Annotated in this window: 23 protein-coding genes and 11 tRNA genes; 3 read left to right on the top strand and 31 right to left on the bottom strand. The window is 47.7% G+C overall.

The window, feature by feature from the left end; genetic code table 11:
• Positions 1-227 precede the first annotated feature (227 nt).
• The 7 genes from FB479_RS00170 to FB479_RS00140 all read right to left on the bottom strand — a co-directional run bounded on the left by FB479_RS00170 (position 228) and on the right by FB479_RS00140 (position 4,949).
• Positions 228-1,148: an RluA family pseudouridine synthase gene (locus tag FB479_RS00170; protein WP_142061381.1), complete on the bottom strand. Its 921-nt coding sequence runs from the start codon at positions 1,146-1,148 to the stop codon at positions 228-230.
• Positions 1,149-1,233: 85 nt separating this feature from the next.
• Positions 1,234-1,713: a hypothetical protein gene (locus tag FB479_RS00165; RefSeq protein ID WP_142061379.1), complete on the bottom strand. Its 480-nt coding sequence runs from the start codon at positions 1,711-1,713 to the stop codon at positions 1,234-1,236.
• 73 nt (positions 1,714-1,786) lie between these two features.
• Positions 1,787-2,491, bottom strand: coding sequence for an MBL fold metallo-hydrolase (locus FB479_RS00160; RefSeq protein WP_106653760.1), 705 nt, complete (start codon positions 2,489-2,491; stop codon positions 1,787-1,789).
• A gap of 7 nt (positions 2,492-2,498) precedes the next feature.
• Complete coding sequence (locus FB479_RS00155; protein WP_106653761.1) at positions 2,499-3,128, bottom strand: TetR/AcrR family transcriptional regulator; 630 nt, start codon at positions 3,126-3,128, stop codon at positions 2,499-2,501.
• Between the two features lie 185 nt (positions 3,129-3,313).
• Positions 3,314-3,835: a thiol peroxidase gene (gene tpx, locus FB479_RS00150; protein ID WP_048033942.1), complete on the bottom strand. Its 522-nt coding sequence runs from the start codon at positions 3,833-3,835 to the stop codon at positions 3,314-3,316.
• An 87-nt stretch (positions 3,836-3,922) separates the two neighbouring features.
• Complete coding sequence (locus FB479_RS00145) at positions 3,923-4,456, bottom strand: hypothetical protein (protein ID WP_142061377.1); 534 nt, start codon at positions 4,454-4,456, stop codon at positions 3,923-3,925.
• Between the two features lie 49 nt (positions 4,457-4,505).
• Positions 4,506-4,949 carry a gamma-glutamylcyclotransferase family protein gene (locus tag FB479_RS00140; protein ID WP_142061374.1) on the bottom strand — a complete coding sequence of 148 codons (444 nt, stop codon included), beginning with the start codon at positions 4,947-4,949 and terminating at the stop codon, positions 4,506-4,508.
• 111 nt (positions 4,950-5,060) lie between these two features.
• On the opposite strand from FB479_RS00140, the gene FB479_RS00135 reads away from it, so the two are divergent.
• The gene (locus tag FB479_RS00135; RefSeq protein ID WP_142061371.1) at positions 5,061-8,507 is read left to right on the top strand and encodes a pyruvate carboxylase; all 3,447 of its coding nucleotides are present in this window, start codon (positions 5,061-5,063) and stop codon (positions 8,505-8,507) included.
• A gap of 73 nt (positions 8,508-8,580) precedes the next feature.
• Positions 8,581-9,267, top strand: coding sequence for a hypothetical protein (locus FB479_RS00130; protein ID WP_142061368.1), 687 nt, complete (start codon positions 8,581-8,583; stop codon positions 9,265-9,267).
• 69 nt (positions 9,268-9,336) lie between these two features.
• On the opposite strand, the gene ytfJ is transcribed toward FB479_RS00130, so the two are convergent.
• The 13 genes from ytfJ to FB479_RS00065 form a co-directional block, all read right to left on the bottom strand.
• On the bottom strand, positions 9,337-9,819 hold the full coding sequence (gene ytfJ, locus FB479_RS00125; protein ID WP_142061365.1) for a GerW family sporulation protein: 483 nt from the start codon (positions 9,817-9,819) through the stop codon (positions 9,337-9,339).
• Positions 9,820-9,927: 108 nt separating this feature from the next.
• Positions 9,928-10,587 carry a DUF2953 domain-containing protein gene (locus tag FB479_RS00120; RefSeq protein WP_106653767.1) on the bottom strand — a complete coding sequence of 220 codons (660 nt, stop codon included), beginning with the start codon at positions 10,585-10,587 and terminating at the stop codon, positions 9,928-9,930.
• Positions 10,588-10,653: 66 nt separating this feature from the next.
• Positions 10,654-11,622: an S-layer homology domain-containing protein gene (locus FB479_RS00115; protein ID WP_142061362.1), complete on the bottom strand. Its 969-nt coding sequence runs from the start codon at positions 11,620-11,622 to the stop codon at positions 10,654-10,656.
• A 149-nt stretch (positions 11,623-11,771) separates the two neighbouring features.
• The gene (gene sleB / locus FB479_RS00110; RefSeq protein ID WP_142061359.1) at positions 11,772-12,419 is read right to left on the bottom strand and encodes a spore cortex-lytic enzyme; all 648 of its coding nucleotides are present in this window, start codon (positions 12,417-12,419) and stop codon (positions 11,772-11,774) included.
• A 94-nt stretch (positions 12,420-12,513) separates the two neighbouring features.
• Positions 12,514-12,864, bottom strand: a complete 351-nt coding sequence (gene spoVAE / locus FB479_RS00105; protein WP_047068574.1) for a stage V sporulation protein AE — start codon at positions 12,862-12,864, stop codon at positions 12,514-12,516.
• 16 nt (positions 12,865-12,880) lie between these two features.
• Positions 12,881-13,885 carry a stage V sporulation protein AD gene (gene spoVAD, locus FB479_RS00100; protein WP_106653770.1) on the bottom strand — a complete coding sequence of 335 codons (1,005 nt, stop codon included), beginning with the start codon at positions 13,883-13,885 and terminating at the stop codon, positions 12,881-12,883.
• 3 nt (positions 13,886-13,888) lie between these two features.
• Positions 13,889-14,362 carry a stage V sporulation protein AC gene (spoVAC, locus tag FB479_RS00095; protein ID WP_088908679.1) on the bottom strand — a complete coding sequence of 158 codons (474 nt, stop codon included), beginning with the start codon at positions 14,360-14,362 and terminating at the stop codon, positions 13,889-13,891.
• A 15-nt stretch (positions 14,363-14,377) separates the two neighbouring features.
• Positions 14,378-15,238, bottom strand: coding sequence for a DUF421 domain-containing protein (locus tag FB479_RS00090; protein WP_106653771.1), 861 nt, complete (start codon positions 15,236-15,238; stop codon positions 14,378-14,380).
• A gap of 82 nt (positions 15,239-15,320) precedes the next feature.
• The gene (locus tag FB479_RS00085; RefSeq protein ID WP_007717150.1) at positions 15,321-15,527 is read right to left on the bottom strand and encodes a DUF1657 domain-containing protein; all 207 of its coding nucleotides are present in this window, start codon (positions 15,525-15,527) and stop codon (positions 15,321-15,323) included.
• A 151-nt stretch (positions 15,528-15,678) separates the two neighbouring features.
• On the bottom strand, positions 15,679-15,885 hold the full coding sequence (locus FB479_RS00080; protein WP_047068578.1) for an alpha/beta-type small acid-soluble spore protein: 207 nt from the start codon (positions 15,883-15,885) through the stop codon (positions 15,679-15,681).
• 79 nt (positions 15,886-15,964) lie between these two features.
• Positions 15,965-17,095 carry an MGDG synthase family glycosyltransferase gene (locus tag FB479_RS00075; RefSeq protein ID WP_142061356.1) on the bottom strand — a complete coding sequence of 377 codons (1,131 nt, stop codon included), beginning with the start codon at positions 17,093-17,095 and terminating at the stop codon, positions 15,965-15,967.
• Positions 17,095-17,679, bottom strand: a complete 585-nt coding sequence (locus FB479_RS00070) for a YkoP family protein (RefSeq protein ID WP_106653774.1) — start codon at positions 17,677-17,679, stop codon at positions 17,095-17,097. The genes FB479_RS00075 and FB479_RS00070 overlap by 1 nt, the downstream gene beginning before the upstream one ends.
• Before the next feature lie 121 nt (positions 17,680-17,800).
• Positions 17,801-18,451 carry a TerC family protein gene (locus FB479_RS00065; RefSeq protein WP_142061353.1) on the bottom strand — a complete coding sequence of 217 codons (651 nt, stop codon included), beginning with the start codon at positions 18,449-18,451 and terminating at the stop codon, positions 17,801-17,803.
• 213 nt (positions 18,452-18,664) lie between these two features.
• Here FB479_RS00065 and FB479_RS00060 point away from each other — a divergent pair, with 213 nt between their 5' ends.
• A complete protein-coding gene (locus FB479_RS00060; RefSeq protein ID WP_142061350.1) occupies positions 18,665-19,831 on the top strand; it encodes a sensor histidine kinase in 1,167 nt (388 codons plus the stop codon).
• A gap of 293 nt (positions 19,832-20,124) precedes the next feature.
• Here the strand turns inward: FB479_RS00060 and FB479_RS00055 are convergent.
• The 11 genes from FB479_RS00055 to FB479_RS00005 all read right to left on the bottom strand — a co-directional run bounded on the left by FB479_RS00055 (position 20,125) and on the right by FB479_RS00005 (position 21,345).
• Positions 20,125-20,198: transfer RNA gene (locus FB479_RS00055), tRNA-Gly, on the bottom strand.
• A 14-nt stretch (positions 20,199-20,212) separates the two neighbouring features.
• A tRNA-Leu gene (locus tag FB479_RS00050) sits at positions 20,213-20,300 on the bottom strand.
• Between the two features lie 24 nt (positions 20,301-20,324).
• Positions 20,325-20,401: transfer RNA gene (locus tag FB479_RS00045), tRNA-Pro, on the bottom strand.
• Between the two features lie 34 nt (positions 20,402-20,435).
• Positions 20,436-20,509 (bottom strand) — tRNA-Arg (locus tag FB479_RS00040).
• Positions 20,510-20,515: 6 nt separating this feature from the next.
• Positions 20,516-20,591: transfer RNA gene (locus FB479_RS00035), tRNA-Gly, on the bottom strand.
• 19 nt (positions 20,592-20,610) lie between these two features.
• A tRNA-Leu gene (locus FB479_RS00030) sits at positions 20,611-20,697 on the bottom strand.
• Positions 20,698-20,762: 65 nt separating this feature from the next.
• Positions 20,763-20,838: transfer RNA gene (locus tag FB479_RS00025), tRNA-Lys, on the bottom strand.
• An 8-nt stretch (positions 20,839-20,846) separates the two neighbouring features.
• Positions 20,847-20,931: transfer RNA gene (locus tag FB479_RS00020), tRNA-Tyr, on the bottom strand.
• Positions 20,932-20,938: 7 nt separating this feature from the next.
• Positions 20,939-21,014: transfer RNA gene (locus FB479_RS00015), tRNA-Thr, on the bottom strand.
• A gap of 100 nt (positions 21,015-21,114) precedes the next feature.
• Positions 21,115-21,191: transfer RNA gene (locus tag FB479_RS00010), tRNA-Asp, on the bottom strand.
• 77 nt (positions 21,192-21,268) lie between these two features.
• Positions 21,269-21,345 (bottom strand) — tRNA-Met (locus tag FB479_RS00005).
• Positions 21,346-21,360: the final 15 nt, after the last annotated feature.

The raw sequence follows: 21,360 nt of genomic DNA, 5'->3' as shown, positions 1-21,360 counted from the left end.
ATTCCGGTGCATGACAAATAAGAAGGGAAGCCCTCGTTGTCAAAACGATCCGAAACAGGCATCAGGCGCAAGCTGGGTCTAGTCTGCTACTGAAAAAAATCTTTGCGGGATTTTCCCCCGCAGACAGCCAGCTATTCTCTGTTGTGTTTCCAATGTTTGTAATGAATTTCTTCTATCATATCGAAAACGCTTACAGCTTTCCAGAGGGAAATGACGAAATTTTTCGCCTAGGTCATTTCCTTGCACGGATAATCGGAAAAAAATTGTTGGACTACCTGCTCCATATCACTTGGCAGCGGCTCCTCCCAGCTCATCGGAAAACCGCTGCGCGGATGGACAAAGGATAGCCCCCATGCATGTAAAGCTTGTCTGCCGATATGCTCCCGTTCTCCCCCGTACAGATCATCTCCTGCAAGTGGGTGCCCTTCACTGCTCATATGTACGCGAATCTGATGCGTGCGCCCCGTCTCCAGCTTCACCTCGACAAAACTCATTCCTTCCCCTCGGGCAAGCACACGATAATGGGTAACAGCTGTCTGCCCATCCGGCCTTACCTGTCTGGTGATAAACGAATTTTCCGCAAGGCCAATCGGCGCATCAATCGTACCTTCATCAGACTCCACGATCCCTTGAACGATAGCTCGATAGGTCCGCTGCAGCGTTCTGATCTGCTGCATGCGGCTGAATTGTTCATGTGCCCATTGATTTTTCGCCACGATCATCAAGCCTGATGTATCTTTATCCAAACGGTTCACCGCTCGGAACTTTCTGTGCTCACCACGCTTTTTCCAATAAGCGATCATCCCGTTTGCCAAAGTTCCACTGGGATGATTTCCTGTCGGATGAACAACCAATCCCGCTGGCTTTGCAATGACCATCAAATCCTCGTCCTCGTAACGGATGGAGAGCGGCATGTCCTCTGGGGCAACGGTCTCTTCCGCCTCTTCTTCAACCATGACGGCTATTTTATCGCCGGCTTGCAATTTTTCATTTACGAATACGAGGACGCCATTCCGTGTAATAGAGCCTTTAAACTTGGCACGAATGAGCAGACGACGCGATACGCCATACCGCTTTTGCAGTACTTCCCGCACGGTTTGCCCTGCATCTGCCTCATCCACCGTGAAGCTTATTAATTCTTCTAGCATGTTGTCTCTCCTTTAAGTCTTCCCTCCCCCTCAGTATAGCAAAAAACGATCATGGCTGTTTGGCCATAACCGTCTGGAGTGTCTATCAACTGTTTTCTTTCACTTCGATGACAAAGGCATGACCTGCATCGCCTTGCGTCCACTGACCGCGAACATCGAACAAATACCAGCCCGGCTGTTCGGGTGCCTTCCACTGATTGCCGTTTTCCACTGCTTGCTCCACTTCTTTCATACCGTTCCATTGGGTTACCTTGAGCGTATTTGCAGTTGGCTGCTGGGCAAAAGTGACGGTCAGCGTCGCCCCGGGCTTTACTTGCAGGGGTGCAGGCTTTTGCTCTGCGATGAGTTCGGGTGGTGCCGCCGTATCCTTGCAGATCGCTTCGCTATTATAGCTCCAGCAGGAAGATGCTGGCACCGTCGCAGCTGTTTTTCCGCTCCATTCAATCACTGGCTGTGGTGGTTCCGCGAGCTGCGAAGTCCCTTGCGCGGATGATCCGTTCCCACACCCCGTCAGCAACAGTGTCGCTATCAAAAATAGTTGACCAATCCATCCTACCTTTTTCATCCAATCACCTCAAACCTATGACGCGAGAAAAAGGGGATTCGTTTCATGCGACTTGGCTCAGTCGATCATTGCCCTACGATTGCCACACACTCGTTGGAATCGAAAAAGTAGTAGAAACCTCTTTCAAATAGTCATCGAGCTGTTCTGCCGGATTATGGATCGGTTTGCCATGGCACACTTCCAAATGGCGTGGTCGCAATTGACGGACGATCAAACTGCTTTTGAGTGCTTGAGCCATATCCGCCGTAAACATCGGCATGGGACGATGCAATCTGCCGCGTTTGGAAGTAAACAAGTCTCCCGCCAAAAGCACTCCATCCTTTTCGTGATAATACACCACATGCCCCGGAGAATGACCGGGTGTCAGATAAGGTTGCAGTCCGCCAATTGGGGCTACATTCCCTTCGGCATCCTCTGGCAAAGGCTGAGCCAAGCCAGGCTGGACGTTTACTTCCAGCTTTTTACGACGAGGATACAGCTCTTTCCCTTCCATATACGGAATCTCGATTCGATGGGCAAAGACTGGTACGGATTCTTCCGCCGCGATTTTTTTAACGGCCCCCACGTGATCCGAATGACCATGCGTCAGCAAAATTCGTTTGAGTGGTCCCGCATTCAACTGCTTGATAAAAGCCATAATCCGTTTCGTCATAAATGGCATCCCTGCATCGACAAGCGTAACGCCATCTTCTTCCCTGACAATCCAGACCCGCAAAGGAATCAATAACCACGCTTTGATACACCAAATGTTCGCCGAGATTTGCTCCACTCTGATCATTCTGTCGTCACTCCCTGTTCCTTATTTTTTGACTTCCTGCGAGAAAAACATCTACAGCTAAAGCGAATGTAGGTGCCAGCCTTTCCATCAAGCTGTCCAACGGTTCTTCGGAATGTGTATACGTACCAACGATGCCGTGCAGCGTGTAGAAGTAAATCCTTGCATGGGCAAGCGCATTTTCTTCCTCCATCTCACTTGGCAAGCATCTCCTTACAGCCTCCCTCAATAAACCAAACAATTGATTGCGCAGCGTTTGCAATTCTTTTTCCGGTTCCTCCACATCGATCCGAGAGGCTTTGATCATGAAGAACAAGGTATACATCGTTCGATTGCGCAAGCAAAAGTGGATGAACTGACTGCTGAGTTCACGCAGGTTCTCTTCTGGTGTTCTTCCGTGTTTGGACAGTGCTTCTTCCATTTGTAGAGTTAAGCTTTGCAACGGTTCCTTGGACAGATGATGAAGCAGTGCTTCTTTGTCCTTGAAATAAATATAGAGGGTTGTATGGGAACAGCCGGCTGCTTTGGCGATTTCCCTGATGGATACCGTATCAAAGCCTCTGGTAGCGAAAAGGTCTGCTGCTGCCGTCAAAATCGCCCGTTTCGTTTCTTCTGAGCGTATTTCTTGTTTGCTTGCCATGTGTGATATTCAGCTCCTTACTTCTTGCAAAACTTCATAACCATCGGTTAGTAACCGTTGGTTATAATATAACCACTGGTTACCAATTCCGTCAAGACTATTTTTTCCATTCGCTGTAAATAAAAAAACCCCCTTTTCGTCACTTGGACAAAAAGGGAGCCTCTTATGAAAAGGATTGTTTTAGCTTACTTCGCAGCTTGTGCAGCAGCAATCGCAGCTTCGTAGTTTGGATGCTCACCAGCAGCAGCCACATACTCAGCGTGTACAACCTTGTCGTTTGCATCGATTACGAATACAGCGCGAGCCAAGAGACGGAATTCTTTGATCGCTACGCCGTAAGCTGTACCGAAGCTCAGGTCTTTGTGGTCAGATACTGTTTTCACTTTGTCGATGCCAGCAGCACCGCACCAGCGGTTTTGCGCGAATGGCAGGTCAACGGAAACAGTCAGAACAGTAACGCCATCCAATTTCGCAGCCTCTTCGTTGAAACGGCGAGTTTGTGCATCGCACACGCCAGTGTCAATAGAAGGGATTACGGAGATGATGCGAACCGTGCCTTTGGAATCTTCCAAAGTTACAGGGGACAGATCGCCACCTACTACAGTAAAGTTAGGAGCAGTATCTCCTACTTTGATTTCAGGACCGAGCAGTGTTACAGGACCACCTTTGAATACAAATGCGCCTTGACGCTCAACAGCAGTTGTCATGATTTCTTCCTCCTCACCAAATCTTTCATATGTACTCAATTATCATACCCTATCATTCACTTTTTTTCACTATGCCAATAGTAGAAATTACAGATTCACTTGCACTTTTTCGCTCCGCTTGGCTTGTACCTCGGCGATTCGTTTCACTTCATGCTCATACTCCCAATCCGTTTTCGCATTCAGCTCATGACAGCGCATCAGCGCATGATAGAGGGCAAATGCGAAGGTAACCTGCTTCATTTCATACCGCGTTCCATGTGCTTTTGGCAATGCCGTGTTGATAATCTCAATTTGATACGTGGCTTTTTCCCGCTTGTCCCTGACTGGCACGATATACCCCATACGCTTTAAGACATGGCCGTAATCGAATTCTCCTTCATCGTCAAAATCAATGGTGTCGTCCGATGTTGCCAAATACTCGAGCAAGGTCCCCATATCCAGCATTTCGAAGCAAGCAGGCTGTGGCATGGACAAAACTGAGCCGTCATTGTTTACAAAATAAATATGGTCGCGATAATGAAAGATCAGTTCATCTTCTGGAACTTCGTCGGGAAACATCCAGTGATTTTGCGGAATCAGGTAACGCCAGATTTGTGCAGGTTCACAATGGAGTAATTCCATGGCAGGGCTCCCTCCTCTTCCCTACCAGTTTTGGCAAAACTAGCACTCGCTATTCAGACAGCTCCTGCATGTAGCGTCGCCAATTCCCATGCGGAATGTGCACCCCTGTTTGCTTGACCAGGTCTCGATCCAAATAACGATAAACGTAGACGTTCACGACCTGACCTGTTCCTTCCAGCGTCGCTGGCACGATAATCCGTTCATATTCATTGCGCGGATCTCCCTCGCCATAGTACGTCTCCAGCTCGTCCAGTCCAGCTAGCGCTTGCTCGTACACGTCAGGGGCAAACGTGACGATCTCCCCCACGACCTCCTGCTCTCCTCCAAGTAATCCCGGATAGCCTGCCGGCAAATGATAGATCTCTCCTTGAATCGTCGCAGGTATTGCCTCATGCTTATACGGTTTGACGTAATTCCTGTAATTACCAAAGCCCTTCAAAAGTGTGCCGTACACAAATACGGGCAGCCTTTCGTTCTGATTGTTCACGTTCATCCATCCTCCTGTATCGAAAAAAGTGTGTCTTGTGTCGAGAAAATTTTGTATATTTGTTCTATATATAATTTTAATACGTCTTCTTTTCCGAGACGTAAGGGGGAGAGAATAATGAAAAAGAGAAAAATCAATCGCCTACTGGTAGCAAACCGCGGTGAGATCGCCATTCGAATCTTCCGTGCAGCAACGGAACTCGGCATACGTACGGTAGCCGTGTACTCCGAGCAGGACAACGTTTCTATCCATCGCTTCAAGGCTGACGAATCTTACTTGGTCGGAGCGGGAAAAGGGCCTATTGAGGCTTACCTCGATATTGAAAGCATCATCGAAATTGCCAAGCGCAACGATATCGATGCCGTTCACCCAGGCTACGGATTCCTTGCCGAAAATGCTGAATTTGCAAAGCGCTGCCAAGAGGAAGGGATCATTTTCATTGGACCATCCCCTGCGCTAATCGACAAATTCGGGGACAAGGTAGAAGCCCGTCGTCTTGCGATTGAAGCGGAAATCCCAGTGATTCCAGGCACTCCGGAGCCAATCGAAACACTCCAAGAGGCGCTTCTCTTTGCCAAAGAATACGGCTACCCCATCATTATTAAAGGCGTATCTGGCGGCGGAGGCCGTGGCATGCGTATCGTCCGCAGTCAGGAGGAATTGCAAGATTCGTTAGATCGTGCACGTTCAGAGGCCCGCTCTTCCTTCGGTAATGCCAAGGTGTATTTGGAACGATACTTGGAACAGCCCAAACATATCGAGGTCCAAATTCTCGGTGACAACCACGGAAACATCGTCCATCTGTATGAGCGCGATTGCTCTGTTCAACGGCGCCATCAAAAAGTAGTCGAAGTAGCACCGAGCCTATCCTTGGATGACAAGCTGCGTGAAGATATTTGCCAGGCTGCTCTCACTCTCATGAAAAAAGCCGGTTATTCGAACGCTGGTACTGTCGAGTTTTTGTTAACGCCGGACAAGCGTTTTTATTTTATAGAAGTCAATCCACGCATTCAAGTAGAGCATACCATCACGGAGCTCATCACTGGAATCGACATTGTTCAGTCGCAGATTCGCGTAGCCGAGGGTCATGCCCTCTCCGATGAAGAAATTGGCATCCGGGCGCAGAGCGATATCCAGATGAGTGGTTTTGCCATCCAATGCCGCGTCACGACAGAAGACGCAGAAAACAACTTCCTGCCAGATGCCGGTCGCTTGTCCGCCTGGCGTTCCGGTGGAGGCTTCGGAGTAAGGCTCGACGGTGGCAATGGTTATCCAGGTGCGATCATTACCCCGTTTTATGACTCGCTTCTGGTCAAAATCTCCACGTATGGCGCGAGCTTTGATCAAGCCGCTCGCAAAATGCTGCGCACATTGCGTGAGTTCCGTATTCGCGGCGTGAAAACGAACCTGCCGTTTTTAGAAAATGTCGTGACACATCCTGATTTTTTGAGTGGCAACTACGATACGTCCTTTATTGACACCAAACCTGAGTTGTTCATCTTCCCTGGCCGTCAGGACCGAGGTACCAAATTACTATCTTATATCGGAGACACGATTGTCAACGGATATCCGGGTCTCCCTAAATCGGAGAAAAAGCCGCACTTCGACTCGCCTCGTATCCCGCGGACACCATTTACCCAGCCATATCCGGACGGTACCAAGCAAATTCTGGACAAAGAAGGTGCCGACGGTCTGGTACGCTGGATTCAAGCGCAGAAGCAGGTGCTTGTCACAGACACGACATTCCGCGATGCCCACCAGTCTTTGTTTGCTACGCGTGTTCGTACCTACGATCTCGCCTCCATTGCAGAAGCGACAGGCAAGCTCGGTTCTGGTCTCTTCTCGCTGGAGATGTGGGGCGGCGCTACTTTTGACACGACGATGCGCTTTTTGCAGGAATCTCCTTGGGAGCGACTGCAAATTCTCCGCCAGCGCATACCGAATGTCCTGTTCCAAATGCTCTTGCGCGGAGCAAATGGCGTAGGCTACACCAATTACCCGGATAATGTGATTCACGCCTTCGTCAAAGCATCTGCTGAAAATGGCATTGATGTCTTCCGGATCTTTGACAGCCTGAACTGGCTTCCCGGGATGCAAACAGCCATTGAAGCCGTACGTGAATCTGGCAAGGTAGCTGAAGCAGCGATTTGCTACACCGGAGATATTCTGGACCCGACCAAGACCAAATACACCTTGGCCTACTATGTCAATCTGGCTAAGGAATTGGAAAAAGCAGGTGCTCATATTCTCGCGATCAAGGATATGGCAGGTCTTTTGAAGCCGTATGCTGCTTATTCGCTCGTCTCTGCTTTAAAACAAGAAATCAGCATTCCGATCCATCTGCACACTCATGATACGTCAGGAAACGCTGGGGCTATGCTTCTAAAAGCAATCGAAGCAGGCGTGGATATCGTCGATGCTTGCGTCAGCTCGATGTCTGGACTCACTTCCCAGCCAAGCTTGAACGGGTTGATCGCGAGCCTAGCCCACACGGAGCGTGAAACTGGCTTATCTCTTGAATCGTTCAACAAGCTGTCTGATTACTGGGAGGATGTTCGTCCGTACTACCAAGGTTTTGAAAGCGGCATGAAAGCGAGCAACACGGAGGTGTACGTGCACGAAATGCCTGGAGGCCAATACACCAATCTGGAACAGCAAGCCAAAGCGGTTGGTCTGGAAGGCCGTTGGGACGAAGTGAAGCACATGTATGCTGTCGTCAATCAAATGTGTGGCGACATCGTAAAAGTGACCCCGTCTTCCAAGGTCGTCGGTGATATGGCACTGTTTATGGTCCAAAACAACTTAAATGAGGAAAACATTTGGGAGAAAGGCACACGCCTCGACTTTCCGGATTCCGTCATTCAATTTTTCCAAGGGTATCTTGGCCAACCGCCAGGCGGATTCCCGAAGAAGTTGCAGGAGCTGGTGCTCAAAGGTCGCGATGCCTTTACTGCACGTCCGGGTGAATTGCTTGCACCCATTGACTTTACGCAAGTTGCTGCTGAGCTGGAAGCCAAAATCGGACGTGAGCCCAGTCATTTAGACGTCCTGTCCTATATCATGTATCCGCAAGTCTATTTGCAATTTGAACAGCGCCTAAAGGAATACGGTGACCTGTCGGTATTGAATACGGGAACGTTTTTCTACGGATTGCGTCCAGGTGAGGAAACTGCCATTACGATCGAGCGCGGTAAAACGCTGATTATCAAGCTGGTTGCAGTTGGCGAGCTTCATCCAGATGGCCGTCGCATCATCTATTTTGAACTGAACGGACAGCCACGCGAAATTTTCATCCGTGACCAGTCTGCGAAAGTCTCTGAACTGATCCGCCGAAAAGCAGAAGCGCAAAACCCTGCCCACCTCGGTGCCTCCATGCCAGGAAAAGTACTCAAGGTACTTGTAGCTGAAGGTGACAAGGTACGTAAAGGGGAGCATCTTTTGGTGAGTGAAGCGATGAAAATGGAAACGACCATTCAGGCCCCGCTCGACGGAAAAATTAAAGCCGTCTATGTGAAAGCAGGCGAAGCCATTCAAACTGGCGATCTGCTCATTGAAATGGAGTAAGCATCGTCTATAATAGGAGATAGTAAATTGTTCCTGGGGATTCATTCCATTTACTTGTGAGGAGGTGACTGACATGAAAACGAATCGAGTCAGCCATGTTCCATTTACGCAGCGGGTAGGCCGCTATCATTCCCACATGCTTCAGGCAAAATTAAGCACGCCAGTCAATCCGGTCTTTCGTTATAATTTGCAGCCATTCTACACTCGTCAGCAGCAATGGACAACGGAGCTTTCCGATTCCTTATCGCGTCTGTACCGCTTTTCCTCAGATTTGGAGAAGAGTGCTCGGGAATTTATTGACGCGGGGAAAGACAACGAGACTGGACCTGACATGGAGCGATTACATGAGCGAACACACTCATTAGTAAGTAAATACAATCGCCTGCAGCTATTTCTTGCAGAAAAAGCAGATACCTTGACGACGCAAAAGCTGGATGCATTCGCTCAAGTGGCTAAAGACGCAGAGGAAAAACTCCAAACGTTTGGACTCAAGCTGTTACCAGATGGACAACTGGAAATGGACGATGAGAAATGGTTGGAAGCCGTACAGACCCGCTATGTGGACTATACAAATACAATGGAAAGTGTAGCCCAAGCATTCAGAGCAGGTACTTTGGAATTGCAAAGCAAACCCCTTGGCTCCTTTTCACGTTACTATGAGGAAGCGATGGCTCTCCATCCTTATATCGCCTCCTCCAGCTCGAGCCTTCATTATCAGCATGTTGCGAAAACAGGCTTGTATGTAAACGAACGCTGGTAATGCCATATACCTTCTACCAAAAAAACAGGTATGCCCCTTTTATGGAGGCATACCTGTTTTGTGCTTTCCTTATTTTCGATCCATAAGGTCTTCCAAATCTTGTTCTTCTGCTCTGGCGATAATCGTATTGGAGTAAACAGGAGTTTCATCCGATTTGGTAAACATCCCTTGAACTTTATCCACGATTTGCGGAACAGAATCCAAAATCCGGTCGTAGAGATGGGTCGTATTTTCAAGGGGAATCGAACGAATTCCTTGTTTGCCAACGACCAAAAAAGCTACAGGTGTGATGGAGACACCGCCACCACTCCCCCCACCAAACGGGTGACCAGAATGTTCATGCTGCTGATGGTGTTGGTGCCCATTATGATGGTGATCGTATTGGAACTCACTACCCCCGGCCGCGAAACCAAATCCTACCTTGGAGATTGGAAGAATGACACTACCGTCAGGTGTCTCAACAGGATCACCAATGATTGTATTCACGTCCACCATTTGCTTGAGATTTTCCATTGCTGTTCTCATGAGTCCTTGAATTGGGTGGTCTGCCATATTTGTCGCTCCTCCTTCCTGTCTGTGTCATGTTTTATCATTCCCCCAACAAATCCAGAGCATGTACCTTGCATAAGGGAATAAATATTCATACTCCCACATTTGTGTTTAGGCACGCGTAGGCGCAGCTTGCCATTTTCGCTGCTTGCTTTTTCGAACCCGCAGAAATACTTTTAGCCCAGAAAAAAGGAAATGACCCAAATAAAAATGCAGCACAAAATGCACTTTGGTATGTAAAAGTGGCTGGTTCCAAACAGGCTGTACACTCATCGCTGGCATAGCACGCAATGAAATGGCGTTTGACATTACGCCGACAATCATGCTTTTTACTCCCCAGATTAAGCCTGTCAAAGCACCTGTTTCTGCTGCCTGCCCTGTGCCCAGCACTGTATGCCATTCGAAATGCGTACAGCGAATTCGTCTAAACAACTCCTTTACCAACGGCATCAAATCGCGCACTCTTTCCAGCAACTCACGATAATTTTGATACCATTTCTTTACTTGCCTCCGCGTAAAATCTTTGACCCTCTCCCGAACCTTTCTTCCTTGCTGTATCGTTTCCTCTTTCGCTACCAGCTCTGGTCCTGCTTCTGTCAATTTCAAGAGGAGAACGGGAATATCGTATTTCCTTCGAATAACGCCCCAAGCTGTAATCGTTATCTCCAAATGATCATTATTGCCCTCGCGACTGTAAAAGCACGTCACCTGTATTGGTGTTATGATTACCAAAATAAATAGAAAAAGCAATCCAACGAACACCCAAACCATAAAAAAAATCCCACCCTTTCCACGTTAGTATGAGTGGAAAGAGCAGGAAATATGTTCAGCATTTTATTAATCAAGCACGTATACTTTGACGCCTTTTTGCAAGCCGTGATTTTCGGCTTCATTCACCGTCGGGAGATACAAATCCACATGGCGTTGCTTTACCGCACCACCGATATCAGCTGCCACTGCATAGCCGTAGCCATCAATATACAAGTGTGTACCCAGCGGGATGACATTTGGATCAACCGCTACAACCCCTTCGCGCAGTGGATACTCCAGATACGACAGAATCTTGTCGTTCGTGTAGCTGTAAGCAGTCGTCTGTACCGTTAATTCCTGGCGAAAAGGTGTACCGTTTCCGAGGGCTTTTGTCGTTCTCGGCTTATCCGGAAGAAAGTGAAGGGCCGCGTATGTAGCTGCTTCCGCTCTCGTCATATACTTGTTCGGCTTTATTGTACCGTCCTCATAGGCACTCATTAACCCGTTTTGCATGGCGTAAACGAGTGGGCGTTGCTCATTCTCTTTCACGCTGTTCCCATCCGGGTATTGGTTCAAAGTCTGGATCGTCGTAGACCACTTCAGGTTATTGACTGCTCCGCTGTCACCCATCGTTCTTACCAGAATTGAGGCGAGCTCTGCTCTTTTTACTGGCGCATCCGGATGTAAGTACAGGCGATTCCCCTGCTTTTGCCCATGGACAATTCCTAGTCGATAGGCCGTCTCTGCATAGGACGACAGCCAGCTGTTTGCAGGTACGTCCGCAAAGGATGATTGCTTGTTGCCAAGAGGTTCAATTCCTTTTGCATTTACAAACATCGTAAGCAGTTCACCCAATGTCACGTTGTCATCCGGTCGAAAATATTCGTTTTGACCAATTACGTCGGCTATGTAAAGTTGATTGATTTCTTGTTCTGCCCAATGGCCGCTAATGTCTGCATAAGGTGTTTCGTTCTTGTGAGTTGTTTCTGCCTCGACAACTGGTGTGCCTATAAGCAAAAAGGCTGCCAGCGAGGCAAGGATCATCCGTTTCTTCATCATCAACCTCCATGGGGAAATTTGCGAATCCTTTCGTACCATTTTATCGAACTATTTTGCAAAAACAATGAACAATAGTTTCCAGTCAAAAGGAAAGCCCTCGAACAGTATCCTGACGAATACTGTTTCGAGGGCTACATGAACAATGGTTAAATGGCAAAAATGTGTTTGCCGATCTTTTTCACGTGTGTACGAGACCAAATCCACTTGGAGGTTGCCGTAACAGGATTAAAGTAGTAAAGAGAATTGTTTGTCGGGTCCCATCCTCGTACGGCATCCCAAGCTGCCTGGTAAGCCGTCTTGTTAGGAGTCATCCAGAATTGTCCATCATCTACAGCGGTAAACGCTAATGGCTCAAAGATGACACCCGCGAGTGTATTGGGAAAGTTTTTGGACTGGATACGGTTCAACGCGACCGCAGCTACAGCTACTTGACCCTTATAAGGTTCTCCACGAGCTTCAGAATAGACCAGCTGCGCCAGCATCTGCATTTCCGCTTTGTTTACTGACACTTTCTTTAGAACGCGCCATGTATTTGGACCAGTGATACCGTCAATGCGAAGTCCGTATGCTTTTTGAAACTGTCTGACGGCCTTTGTTGTATTTGCTCCGTAAATGCCATCCATTTTGCCGTTGTAGTAACCCAGCATCTGCAAACGATACTGCAAATCCCATACATCCCCGTTCACACTACCGCGTTGAATCTGTGTAGCTGCCAGGGAGTCAGCCGAGAAAATAAACGCTACAGCCATAAAGGCAGCAAGCAAGGTTGTTACTGCTTTCTTGCTCCACCACATAAATTGTTCCCTCCTTTACCCAACCCATTCTACAAGTTGGCGAAAGTAGGTTCAATTCAAGTATTTTGGCACAAGTGGCAACATGTACCTGCCATTATCCTTTTGGTCGGAACAAGACGGCCGTGATAAATCCAAAGACGATGGCAGCCGAAATCCCTGCACTTGTCACTTCAAAAATGCCGGTAATAATGCCAATGACTCCATGCTGCTCGGCCTCCGCCATCGCCCCGTGCACCAATGCATTTCCAAAGCTCGTGATAGGTACTGTCGCTCCTGCTCCGGCAAAATTAACCAGTGGCTCGTATAGACCGAGTCCATCTAGCACTGCTCCAGTGACAACAAGAGAGGACATCGTATGGGCAGGTGTGAGCTTGACTACATCCATGAGAAATTGACCAATTAAACAAATCGTTCCTCCTACGAGAAACGCCCACAAAAACATCATGGTATCACTCTCCAAGTTACTCCGACTCAACAGCCACGGCATGGGCGATGCAAGGAATGCTTTCTCCCTGCTGGAAGGTCAACGGGGATAAAAGGGCTCCCGTGGCAATCAGCAAGATTCGCTTCCATTCTCCTTGCTTCATCCGCCGAAGTAGATGCCCGTATGTCACTGTAGCAATACAGCCACATCCGCTACCACCCGACCACACATTTGGATTTTCTCCATAAATGAGTTTCCCGCAATCGATGTAACGCTCTAATGGAATTTGCATGTGATGCTTGGGCAGCAGATCAGATAAAATAGCATGGCCCGTTCGTCCTAAATCGCCTGTTACAATCAAATCGTAATGGTCGTGAGGGAGCTGAAAGTCACGGAAATGCGACTCAATCGTGGATAATGCAGCTGGCGCCATCGCTGCTCCCATATTGAATGGGTCTGTCAATCCCATATCGACGACATGCCCGATGGTTGCTCCCGTAATCCGCAATCCCTTACCTTGACTGGCTACAACAGCAGCCCCTGCTCCAGTCACTGTCCATTGTGCCGTTGGTGGCTTCTGTGAACCGTACTCCGTTGGATAACGATATTGCTTTTCCGCAGCCCCATTGTGACTGGAGGTAGCAGCCAAGACGTATTCAGCAGCTTGACTATTCACCATGAGAGCAGCCAAGGCCAGGCCTTCCATCGCTGTTGAGCACGCTCCGAAAATCCCCAGAAACGGAATCGAAAGTGTCCGGGCCGAAAAGCTGGCAGATATGATCTGGTTCATTAAATCCCCGGCAAGCATAAAGTTTATTTGCTCTTTCGTGAGCCCCGCTTTCTCCACCGCTTTCGAGCACGCTTCTTCCAGCAAGACTTTCTCCGCCTTTTCCCAGCTGTCTTGTCCGAGATTCAAGTCTCCGTGCAAGATATCAAAGTCTTCGGCTAACGGTCCCTTAGCCTCAAAAGGCCCACCAATCGCAGCGTGCCCGAGAATGACAGGTTTTAAAGGAAAGACCCAAGACTGATGACCTTGGCGCATCCGTCAGCCTCCCATCGTAAACAAGGTTTTGATCAAGCCAACGACGAATGCCGCCGCCACTCCAAACACAATCACTGACCCCGCGAGCTTGAACATGTTACCGCCGACCCCCAGCACAAATCCTTCGCTGCGATGCTCGATGGCCGCAGATGCAATCGAGTTGGCAAAGCCCGTAACCGGCACACTCGTACCTGCCCCAGCCCATTGGGCAATCCGGTCATATAGTCCTAGACCGGTCAAAAGAGCAGAAAGAATGATCAAGACAGCTACTGTAGGATTCCCAGCGGTTTTCTCCGTAAAATCGAAGTAGTGAATGAACATTTCTTGTATCCCTTGTCCGATCATACAAATGCCGCCACCCACTAAAAATGCCCGGGTAAAATTACGCAAAAGCGGTCTCGGAGGCTCGTGCGTCTTTGCCAATTGCTGATACTCTTGCTGGACGGGAGTCAGCTTTTTCTTTTTTTGATCTGCCATGTCACCCACTCCTTTTTACCGTATCATGAACGGTTTTACTTGATCGATAATCTGTTGTAGCTGTTCCGAATCGGTTTGGTAGGTACGTTTCATCTGTTCATTTTTTGTACTGAGTGCATATAGCTCCAGATCGGCCTGGCATTTTTTCAATGTAGCAAAAGCCAGCTTCATCGCTTGAGCCCCAGGAACCATCAGTTTATCGTCATAGAGGTCGAGATAGAGCTCTCCACCTTTGTCTACTTGCCCGAGGAAAACATTTTCCAGAGCCACTCCCGCTTTTTGCAGCTCCGTGCGAACCCATCTGCGATTCAGACCTGCTGTTGCCAATGGCTCGTCCATGATCACCCCATCCAAAATGACTATTTGATTCTCTTCCGAAGGAGCCACTGTCAATTCAAGGTGTTTGGGTGTTACCGGCTGACTCTCTGATTTTAATAGGACACTGACTTCCCCGCTTGTTTCCATGAGTGCAAACTCTACATCGGCTACTCGGAACACGTTTTTGACTCGTAAGTGCTCCATCAAGTCTTCCGCGGTCAATCGTTCCTTTTTCAGATTGTCTTCCAATATTTTGCCTTCCTTGATGAGAACCGTTGCTTTCCCTTCAAATAAGTCACGGAGAAACTTGCTTTTGAGTGAAAGCCACTCCATTAAAACAGGGAAGAGCGCAAAAACCCCCATGGCGATCAAACTATGATAGATCGGTCCATCCATTTCGGTTGCCATGAAGGCCGCAATCGAACCGATGCTGATGCCGACGATATATTCGATGTATGTAAGTTGCTTGATTTGCCTTTTCCCAATGATCTTCGTCAATAAAAATAAGTACGCAACTGCACCAACAGCACGTAACGTGATATTTATCCAGTCAGGCATAAGCCACCTCCATCACCTGAGGTGATTTTTATAGGTAGTAAAACCAAGAGAGAGGGAGTCCCTCTCCCTTTCCCAACACTTCCTAGAATCCCTTAAACTGTGGTTCTTCCTTTTCCAGCTCCGTTACACGCTGCTGGAGGTTATCTACGATGGATTGCGTTTGCTCTGCTGCTTGCGAATACAATTGCTTCGCTTTCTTGTTTTGCGTGCTCAGAGCAAACGTTTCAAAATCTGCTTGTGCGCCTTTCAAGCTGGCAAGCGTTTGTTTTACTTGTGCTCCTACTGTCATATCCACTCACCTCCTAACACATATAGAATCCGCCTCTACCCATTATTTAATGCGGTTGTCTGCCCCATTTTCACCTGCCAATAATTTCCTTTTCTTAGAAAAGTAAAAAGAGAGACACCATAGGTGCCTCCCCTTCATCCAGCTTATTAGATTAGCCACGTCCAGCCAGTTGTTGCTCAGCAAAGGAGACAAGACGTTTTGTAATCTCTCCTCCAACTGAACCGTTTTGACGGGAAGTGGTGTCTGCTCCGAGCTGAACGCCGAATTCGGATGCGATTTCGTATTTCAGTTGATCCAGAGCTTGGTTTGCTTGAGGAACCAGCAAGTTGTTACGAGATCCGCTGTTGTTGTTAGCCATCTATATCACCTCCTCGTCGTTGGTAAGTTTAATATGTGTGAAGTTTTGCTTGTTCATGCGTCCTTTTTTTCTTCCAATTTTAGTCTGTTAATTGGAGAAGAGTCTGGGCAATTCGATGAGCTGCTTCCGGTCGCCCCAGCTTGTCCAAACCTCCTGCAAAAGCATCCCTTTTCTCAGGCTGACGCCATGACTTGATGATCTCTTTGATTTCTACCGGCGTTTCAGCCAAGATCGCCGCTTGTTGCTCGAGTAAAAAGGAACAATTATGCTTTTCTTGTCCGGGCAATGGGTGGAATAAAATGAGCGGTGTCTTAAGGGCAAGTGACTCCGCGCACGAAATACCACCTGGCTTCGTTATATAGGCGTCTGCTGCTCCAATCCACTGCCACATTTGCGGTTCAAACCCTTTCAATATAAAACGATGACAGGTGGCATCCGTACCTAGCAAGTCCGCCAGTCGTCTGTACAGGCTTGCATTCTTCCCTGTTACGACTACGATCTGCAATGGTTGCTCTTCCAACAGCAACTCTCGTACGACCTGCTCCACTCCACCATAACCGCCTTCTCCCCCACCAATCAGCACGGTGAATTGATCTGCCACGAGGCCAAGCTGTTTTTTCAAAGCCGCTTTGTCGGTATGCAGCGCTGTAGTAAAAGCAGGACGAACTGGAATGCCATAAACATGGATTTTTTCCGGTGCAATCCCATAGCGCTCGATTAGAGTTTGCGCAATTTGCTCATGTGCTACCATGTACGCATCAATTTCTGGATGAACCCAAAACCGATTAATATGGAAGTCTGTGGGCACACAAACGAGCTGGAAAGGCTTGGACACCCTTCTCTTTGCTTCTGCCAATGCGGACAAGCAGTATGCATGCGTAGCGATGACGACATCTGGTTTCTCTTCTTGCAACAGTTGGTTGGTTAATCTTGGGGATAGCCACCATCCCAGTGCTTTGGTCAATACTCTGCCCAGCAATTCTTCCTGTTCATAGATGCGTTGCCATACTGGTTGACCGTAGCGCAGCATATTGCGATAAAAAAAATGAGAGAGCACACGTAAGCTTGGACTGGCGGTTTTCAGCCCTCCCACCACTCGCGCCGATCGTGCCCCCTCCTTTTCCATTAAAGCTTCTTGCAAAGCTTCGGCAGCCATCCGATGGCCACTCCCTGCCCATTCCTCTGTCACTAACAGAAACCGCTTTGCCATTAGTAGGACTCTCCTAGAGGCTGCTTGCCCTCAGCATATCGATTGAGTAATAATTCCTTGGACATATAGACGCGCTTTAAGGGCATTTCATGATTCCATGATTGCAATCGTTGCTTTCCATTGGGATGCACGAATCTGAGCATGAGACGCAAGTACCATCGCTTGTATCGAAAAAACCAGGACATGGGTACATCAGAAATCGAGAATCCCAAAGGTTTTACCCCTTTATCAAGCATAGTAGTTCCCACTATCCCTTTTATTTGGTCTTTATTTTCCATGGAATTCAGGAACCTAGCTAGCTGCGGCAGTGACTGGAGGATATGTCTACGCAAGAGAAGTGCCACGCGCAGTTCATCCTTTACTTCTTTGCACAGCGTAGCAAAGTAATAATTGTGTATATGTAGCTTTAAGATCAAATCCCCTTCATGAATGATGTAATTATCAGTAGTAACGAGTGGCTCTCCCCGATAGCGTAAAACGACAACCCGAAATATATTTTTCCCTTTCTCAATATAGGTAAGTCTGGTGCAGCGCTGGTAGATCTCATCCCAGTATCCCCATAGCATCAAGAGGCTTGTATTCATTTCGAAATAGTTCCTTTCCCGCTATGTTTTCTTGCAACTCGATGTGACCACTTACAGTCCGTTAAAACGGTCCTGATCTTTGTCGTAGTATGCCCCAGAATGTACGATCTTCATCACTTTTTCACGTCCTTTTCATCCGTCCCCAAAACATGACCACTACGGCAGCAAATACGGGCAGCCACATATGATTGAGAAGCAAAGGATTCACCCACTTCCAGACATACGGATCCTGAAGACACATATCAACTGCTGTAAAGGTAAGAATCCCTCCGCCAATGATGACCATACTGGGAAAACGATTCATCATGCGGGCAATCCACACACTTCCCCACATTAATAATGGGATACTCATGACTAACCCCAGCAAAACTAACCATAAATCGCCATGTGCTGCTCCACCCACTGCCAAAACATTGTCCAAACTCATGACAAAATCTGCTACTATGATGGTCCTGACTGCCTGACCAATTGTCTGATTATGCGATACGTCTGCGAGCTCTTCATTCTCACCCAGCATCAGCTTACACGCTATCCATAGCAATAATAATCCCCCGATTGCCTTCACAAGAGGAATATCCAACATCCAGGTAGTCATTCCCGTTAGTACAATTCGCAAGAGGATTGCACCCAATGTCCCATATAAAATTGCCCGTTTTCTCTCTTTTTGAGGGAGTCCGCGGCAAGCCATACCTATGACCACAGCATTGTCACTGCTTAATACCAGATCGATCATGAAGATGTGTACAAGACCCAGCCAAAAATACTCGCCCATCTCTGCCTCCCTGGTCCAATAAAGTTCGTCCATTCTACTTTATGCGACTGGAATCGGACTCATGATTGAATATTTTTCCGAAAAAAGGCGGTTTTCAGCGGATTTTGTAGATAAAAACTTCCGAAAAAAATACATTTTATTGCGAAATCAGGCTAATTATACCTTGTCTAAATTAGGCATTTTCCCTTACGATTTTAGTGGGGTGGATAAGAGATGGTGGAGACTGTGACGCTAAACCTTTATGATGTTTCAAAGAAGATTATAGACTTAACACCAAGCATCACCACAATATGGCTGCAAGAAATTGTTCGCAGCATGGAAATTCCTGTAACCATTCCTCGCGATTTTGCAGAAAAACGAACAGTGCTCTTGGCTCGCTATCTGGTTGAGGATGTAGATCATGACATGCAGACTTGGGCATTAGATATGGGAGAGTGGCTTCGTTCTCAGGAATTCCCCTTCTCCTCCATTTTGCGCACATACCAATTGTACCGGAATGTATTCTGGCGGGTTCTCCAACCGGAATTACAGAGATGGTCCCTCTCCTCACAAGAAATGCACTATTTGGAAAGCCAACTGGGCAAGGCCATGGATGAAAGTGTTTTCTGGGCTGTTTATCATTTTGAACAAATGATGAATAAAGAGCTGGTCCAGAAGGAAGAAACGATCTCCTATTTGCATAACGACAAACTGACCATGCTCGGAAAAATTGCTGCCAATATGGCTCATGAGCTGCGCAATCCGTTGTGCGCTATTGAAGGGTTCCTGAAGCTGATCGGCGAGTCTACACAGGAACAGGCCCAGCTTCAGACTTATATCCAAGTCGTCATGCATGAATTTGAGAATTTACATCGGCAACTGACCGGATTCCTCAGCTTTTCCAAAAAACCAATTCTCGATGAAATTTTTAAAACCGTTCAAGTAGAAGAACTGCTTGAAGAAGTAGAAATGCTGATTACGCCTCGCCTCGTGGGAGAAAACATACGTTTTGAAAAACAAATCCACCCCTGCTTACTCGCATGTTATGAAGAAGGCTTGAAGCAAGTTGTCGTTAATCTCTTAAACAATGCCATTGACGCCGTGCAAAATCGTACAGACAAGTATATTCATGTTATTTCCACTTCTTCAGATGGATGGCTCTATTTGAGTGTGGAAAACAACGGCGAAAGGATTCCACCCGAGATCGTGGAAAATCTTTTCCAGCCATTCTTTACGACTAAACAAAATGGGACGGGTATCGGTTTATCCATCTGCAAAAATATTATCGAAAAGCATCAAGGCACGATCCATTGTGATTCCAACGAAAAACGCACACGCTTTATCGTTTCTCTGCCGATTGCGAATGCCCAGGAGGTTGGTCCGCGAATGGAGGCTCTCTAGGGGTCACCCTCTTTTGAATCACGCAAAAAAGCCCCCTGACAATGCAGGAGGCAAGGCAAGAGATCCGTTACCAATTTCATCGGTAAGCGACCTTAGTTTTACTGTACACGAAAACATATGTTTCTACCATAGAAAACGTCAGACAGCTTTCGACAAAAATTTATACCTGTATTGAACAAAGGCTTATCTATTCAACGTTTGGATAAGCCTTCATACTTTTGCCTCAAGTAAAAATAGGCCTGCTTTCCTAGACGCAAAAAAGCAGAGAACCTATTGGCTCTCTGCTTTATGTATGGAGCGGGTGATGGGAATCGAACCCACGCGACCAGCTTGGAAGGCTGGAGTTCTACCATTGAACTACACCCGCATCAAAATAGATGCTGGTGCCGAGGACCGGACTTGAACCGGTACGGGAGAAACTCCCGACAGATTTTAAGTCTGTTGCGTCTGCCCATTCCGCCACCCCGGCAAACCTGAAAACGTGGGCAAATCATGGTCGGGAAGACAGGATTCGAACCTGCGACCCCTTGGTCCCAAGCCAAGTACTCTACCAAGCTGAGCTACTTCCCGACATTTTATCATCTTCACTTTTGTAGTAAAGAAGCGTGCCCTGAGAGATTCGAACTCCCGACCTTTTGATTCGTAGTCAAACGCTCTATCCAGCTGAGCTAAGGGCACATGTTATGGAGCGGACGAAGGGTCTCGAACCCTCGACCTTCGCCTTGGCAAGGCGACGCTCTACCAATTGAGCTACGTCCGCATTGTAAGAAAAAGTTGATTGGTGCGGTCGAGAGGACTTGAACCTCCACGGTGTTGCCACCACTAGAACCTGAATCTAGCGCGTCTGCCAATTCCGCCACGACCGCATTTTCCCATCCAAGTAGCCAGAGCTGTTGATAAGCTGACTTTCACTTTTCGGGTTTATAAAAACTGGTGAGCCATGAAGGACTCGAACCTTCGACCCTCTGATTAAAAGTCAGATGCTCTACCAACTGAGCTAATGGCTCATGAAAAATGGTGGGGAGAGACGGATTCGAACCGCCGAACCCGGAGGGAGCAGATTTACAGTCTGCCGTGTTTAGCCACTTCACTATCTCCCCAATTTCATGGTGCCGGCAATAGGACTTGAACCCACAACCCCCTGATTACAAGTCAGGTGCTCTACCAATTGAGCTATACCGGCATATCTTTAATTATGGCATATCTTTCATGAAAAATCAACGTTTTTTTATTCCGTTAAACCTTTTTCATGTTTATGAACTATGCCATCTCGTTAAGAAAGATGGCGGAGCTGACGGGACTCGAACCCGCGACCTCCGGTGTGACAGACCGGCGTGAACTCCAACTTCACCACAGCTCCATGTTTGGTTGCACCCAATGGGCACTTCGATCCTACTTGATCACAATGATTACTCAACGTAGAGCAAGTAGAAAATTTGGTTGCGGGAGCAGGATTTGAACCTGCGACCTTCGGGTTATGAGCCCGACGAGCTACCGAGCTGCTCCATCCCGCGATAGTCAGGACGACT

This window comes from Brevibacillus sp. AG162 (genome assembly GCF_006715575.1).
GTDB lineage: Bacteria > Bacillota > Bacilli > Brevibacillales > Brevibacillaceae > Brevibacillus > Brevibacillus brevis.
The sequence above is the reverse complement of the archived record's forward strand: the minus strand, read 5'-3'. Positions and strand labels throughout refer to the sequence as shown.

Bases quoted from the DNA above. Each gene is read 5' to 3' on its own strand.
- FB479_RS00170 (WP_142061381.1), bottom strand. From the start codon at position 1,148: ATGCTAGAAGAATTAATAAGCTTCACGGTGGATGAGGCAGATGCAGGG.
- FB479_RS00165 (WP_142061379.1), bottom strand. From the start codon at position 1,713: ATGAAAAAGGTAGGATGGATTGGTCAACTATTTTTGATAGCGACACTG.
- FB479_RS00160 (WP_106653760.1), bottom strand. From the start codon at position 2,491: ATGATCAGAGTGGAGCAAATCTCGGCGAACATTTGGTGTATCAAAGCG.
- FB479_RS00155 (WP_106653761.1), bottom strand. From the start codon at position 3,128: ATGGCAAGCAAACAAGAAATACGCTCAGAAGAAACGAAACGGGCGATT.
- tpx (WP_048033942.1), bottom strand. From the start codon at position 3,835: ATGACAACTGCTGTTGAGCGTCAAGGCGCATTTGTATTCAAAGGTGGT.
- FB479_RS00145 (WP_142061377.1), bottom strand. From the start codon at position 4,456: ATGGAATTACTCCATTGTGAACCTGCACAAATCTGGCGTTACCTGATT.
- FB479_RS00140 (WP_142061374.1), bottom strand. From the start codon at position 4,949: ATGAACGTGAACAATCAGAACGAAAGGCTGCCCGTATTTGTGTACGGC.
- FB479_RS00135 (WP_142061371.1), top strand. From the start codon at position 5,061: ATGAAAAAGAGAAAAATCAATCGCCTACTGGTAGCAAACCGCGGTGAG.
- FB479_RS00130 (WP_142061368.1), top strand. From the start codon at position 8,581: ATGAAAACGAATCGAGTCAGCCATGTTCCATTTACGCAGCGGGTAGGC.
- ytfJ (WP_142061365.1), bottom strand. From the start codon at position 9,819: ATGGCAGACCACCCAATTCAAGGACTCATGAGAACAGCAATGGAAAAT.
- FB479_RS00120 (WP_106653767.1), bottom strand. From the start codon at position 10,587: ATGGTTTGGGTGTTCGTTGGATTGCTTTTTCTATTTATTTTGGTAATC.
- FB479_RS00115 (WP_142061362.1), bottom strand. From the start codon at position 11,622: ATGAAGAAACGGATGATCCTTGCCTCGCTGGCAGCCTTTTTGCTTATA.
- sleB (WP_142061359.1), bottom strand. From the start codon at position 12,419: ATGTGGTGGAGCAAGAAAGCAGTAACAACCTTGCTTGCTGCCTTTATG.
- spoVAE (WP_047068574.1), bottom strand. From the start codon at position 12,864: ATGATGTTTTTGTGGGCGTTTCTCGTAGGAGGAACGATTTGTTTAATT.
- spoVAD (WP_106653770.1), bottom strand. From the start codon at position 13,885: ATGCGCCAAGGTCATCAGTCTTGGGTCTTTCCTTTAAAACCTGTCATT.
- spoVAC (WP_088908679.1), bottom strand. From the start codon at position 14,362: ATGGCAGATCAAAAAAAGAAAAAGCTGACTCCCGTCCAGCAAGAGTAT.
- FB479_RS00090 (WP_106653771.1), bottom strand. From the start codon at position 15,238: ATGCCTGACTGGATAAATATCACGTTACGTGCTGTTGGTGCAGTTGCG.
- FB479_RS00085 (WP_007717150.1), bottom strand. From the start codon at position 15,527: ATGACAGTAGGAGCACAAGTAAAACAAACGCTTGCCAGCTTGAAAGGC.
- FB479_RS00080 (WP_047068578.1), bottom strand. From the start codon at position 15,885: ATGGCTAACAACAACAGCGGATCTCGTAACAACTTGCTGGTTCCTCAA.
- FB479_RS00075 (WP_142061356.1), bottom strand. From the start codon at position 17,095: ATGGCAAAGCGGTTTCTGTTAGTGACAGAGGAATGGGCAGGGAGTGGC.
- FB479_RS00070 (WP_106653774.1), bottom strand. From the start codon at position 17,679: ATGAATACAAGCCTCTTGATGCTATGGGGATACTGGGATGAGATCTAC.
- FB479_RS00065 (WP_142061353.1), bottom strand. From the start codon at position 18,451: ATGGGCGAGTATTTTTGGCTGGGTCTTGTACACATCTTCATGATCGAT.
- FB479_RS00060 (WP_142061350.1), top strand. From the start codon at position 18,665: ATGGTGGAGACTGTGACGCTAAACCTTTATGATGTTTCAAAGAAGATT.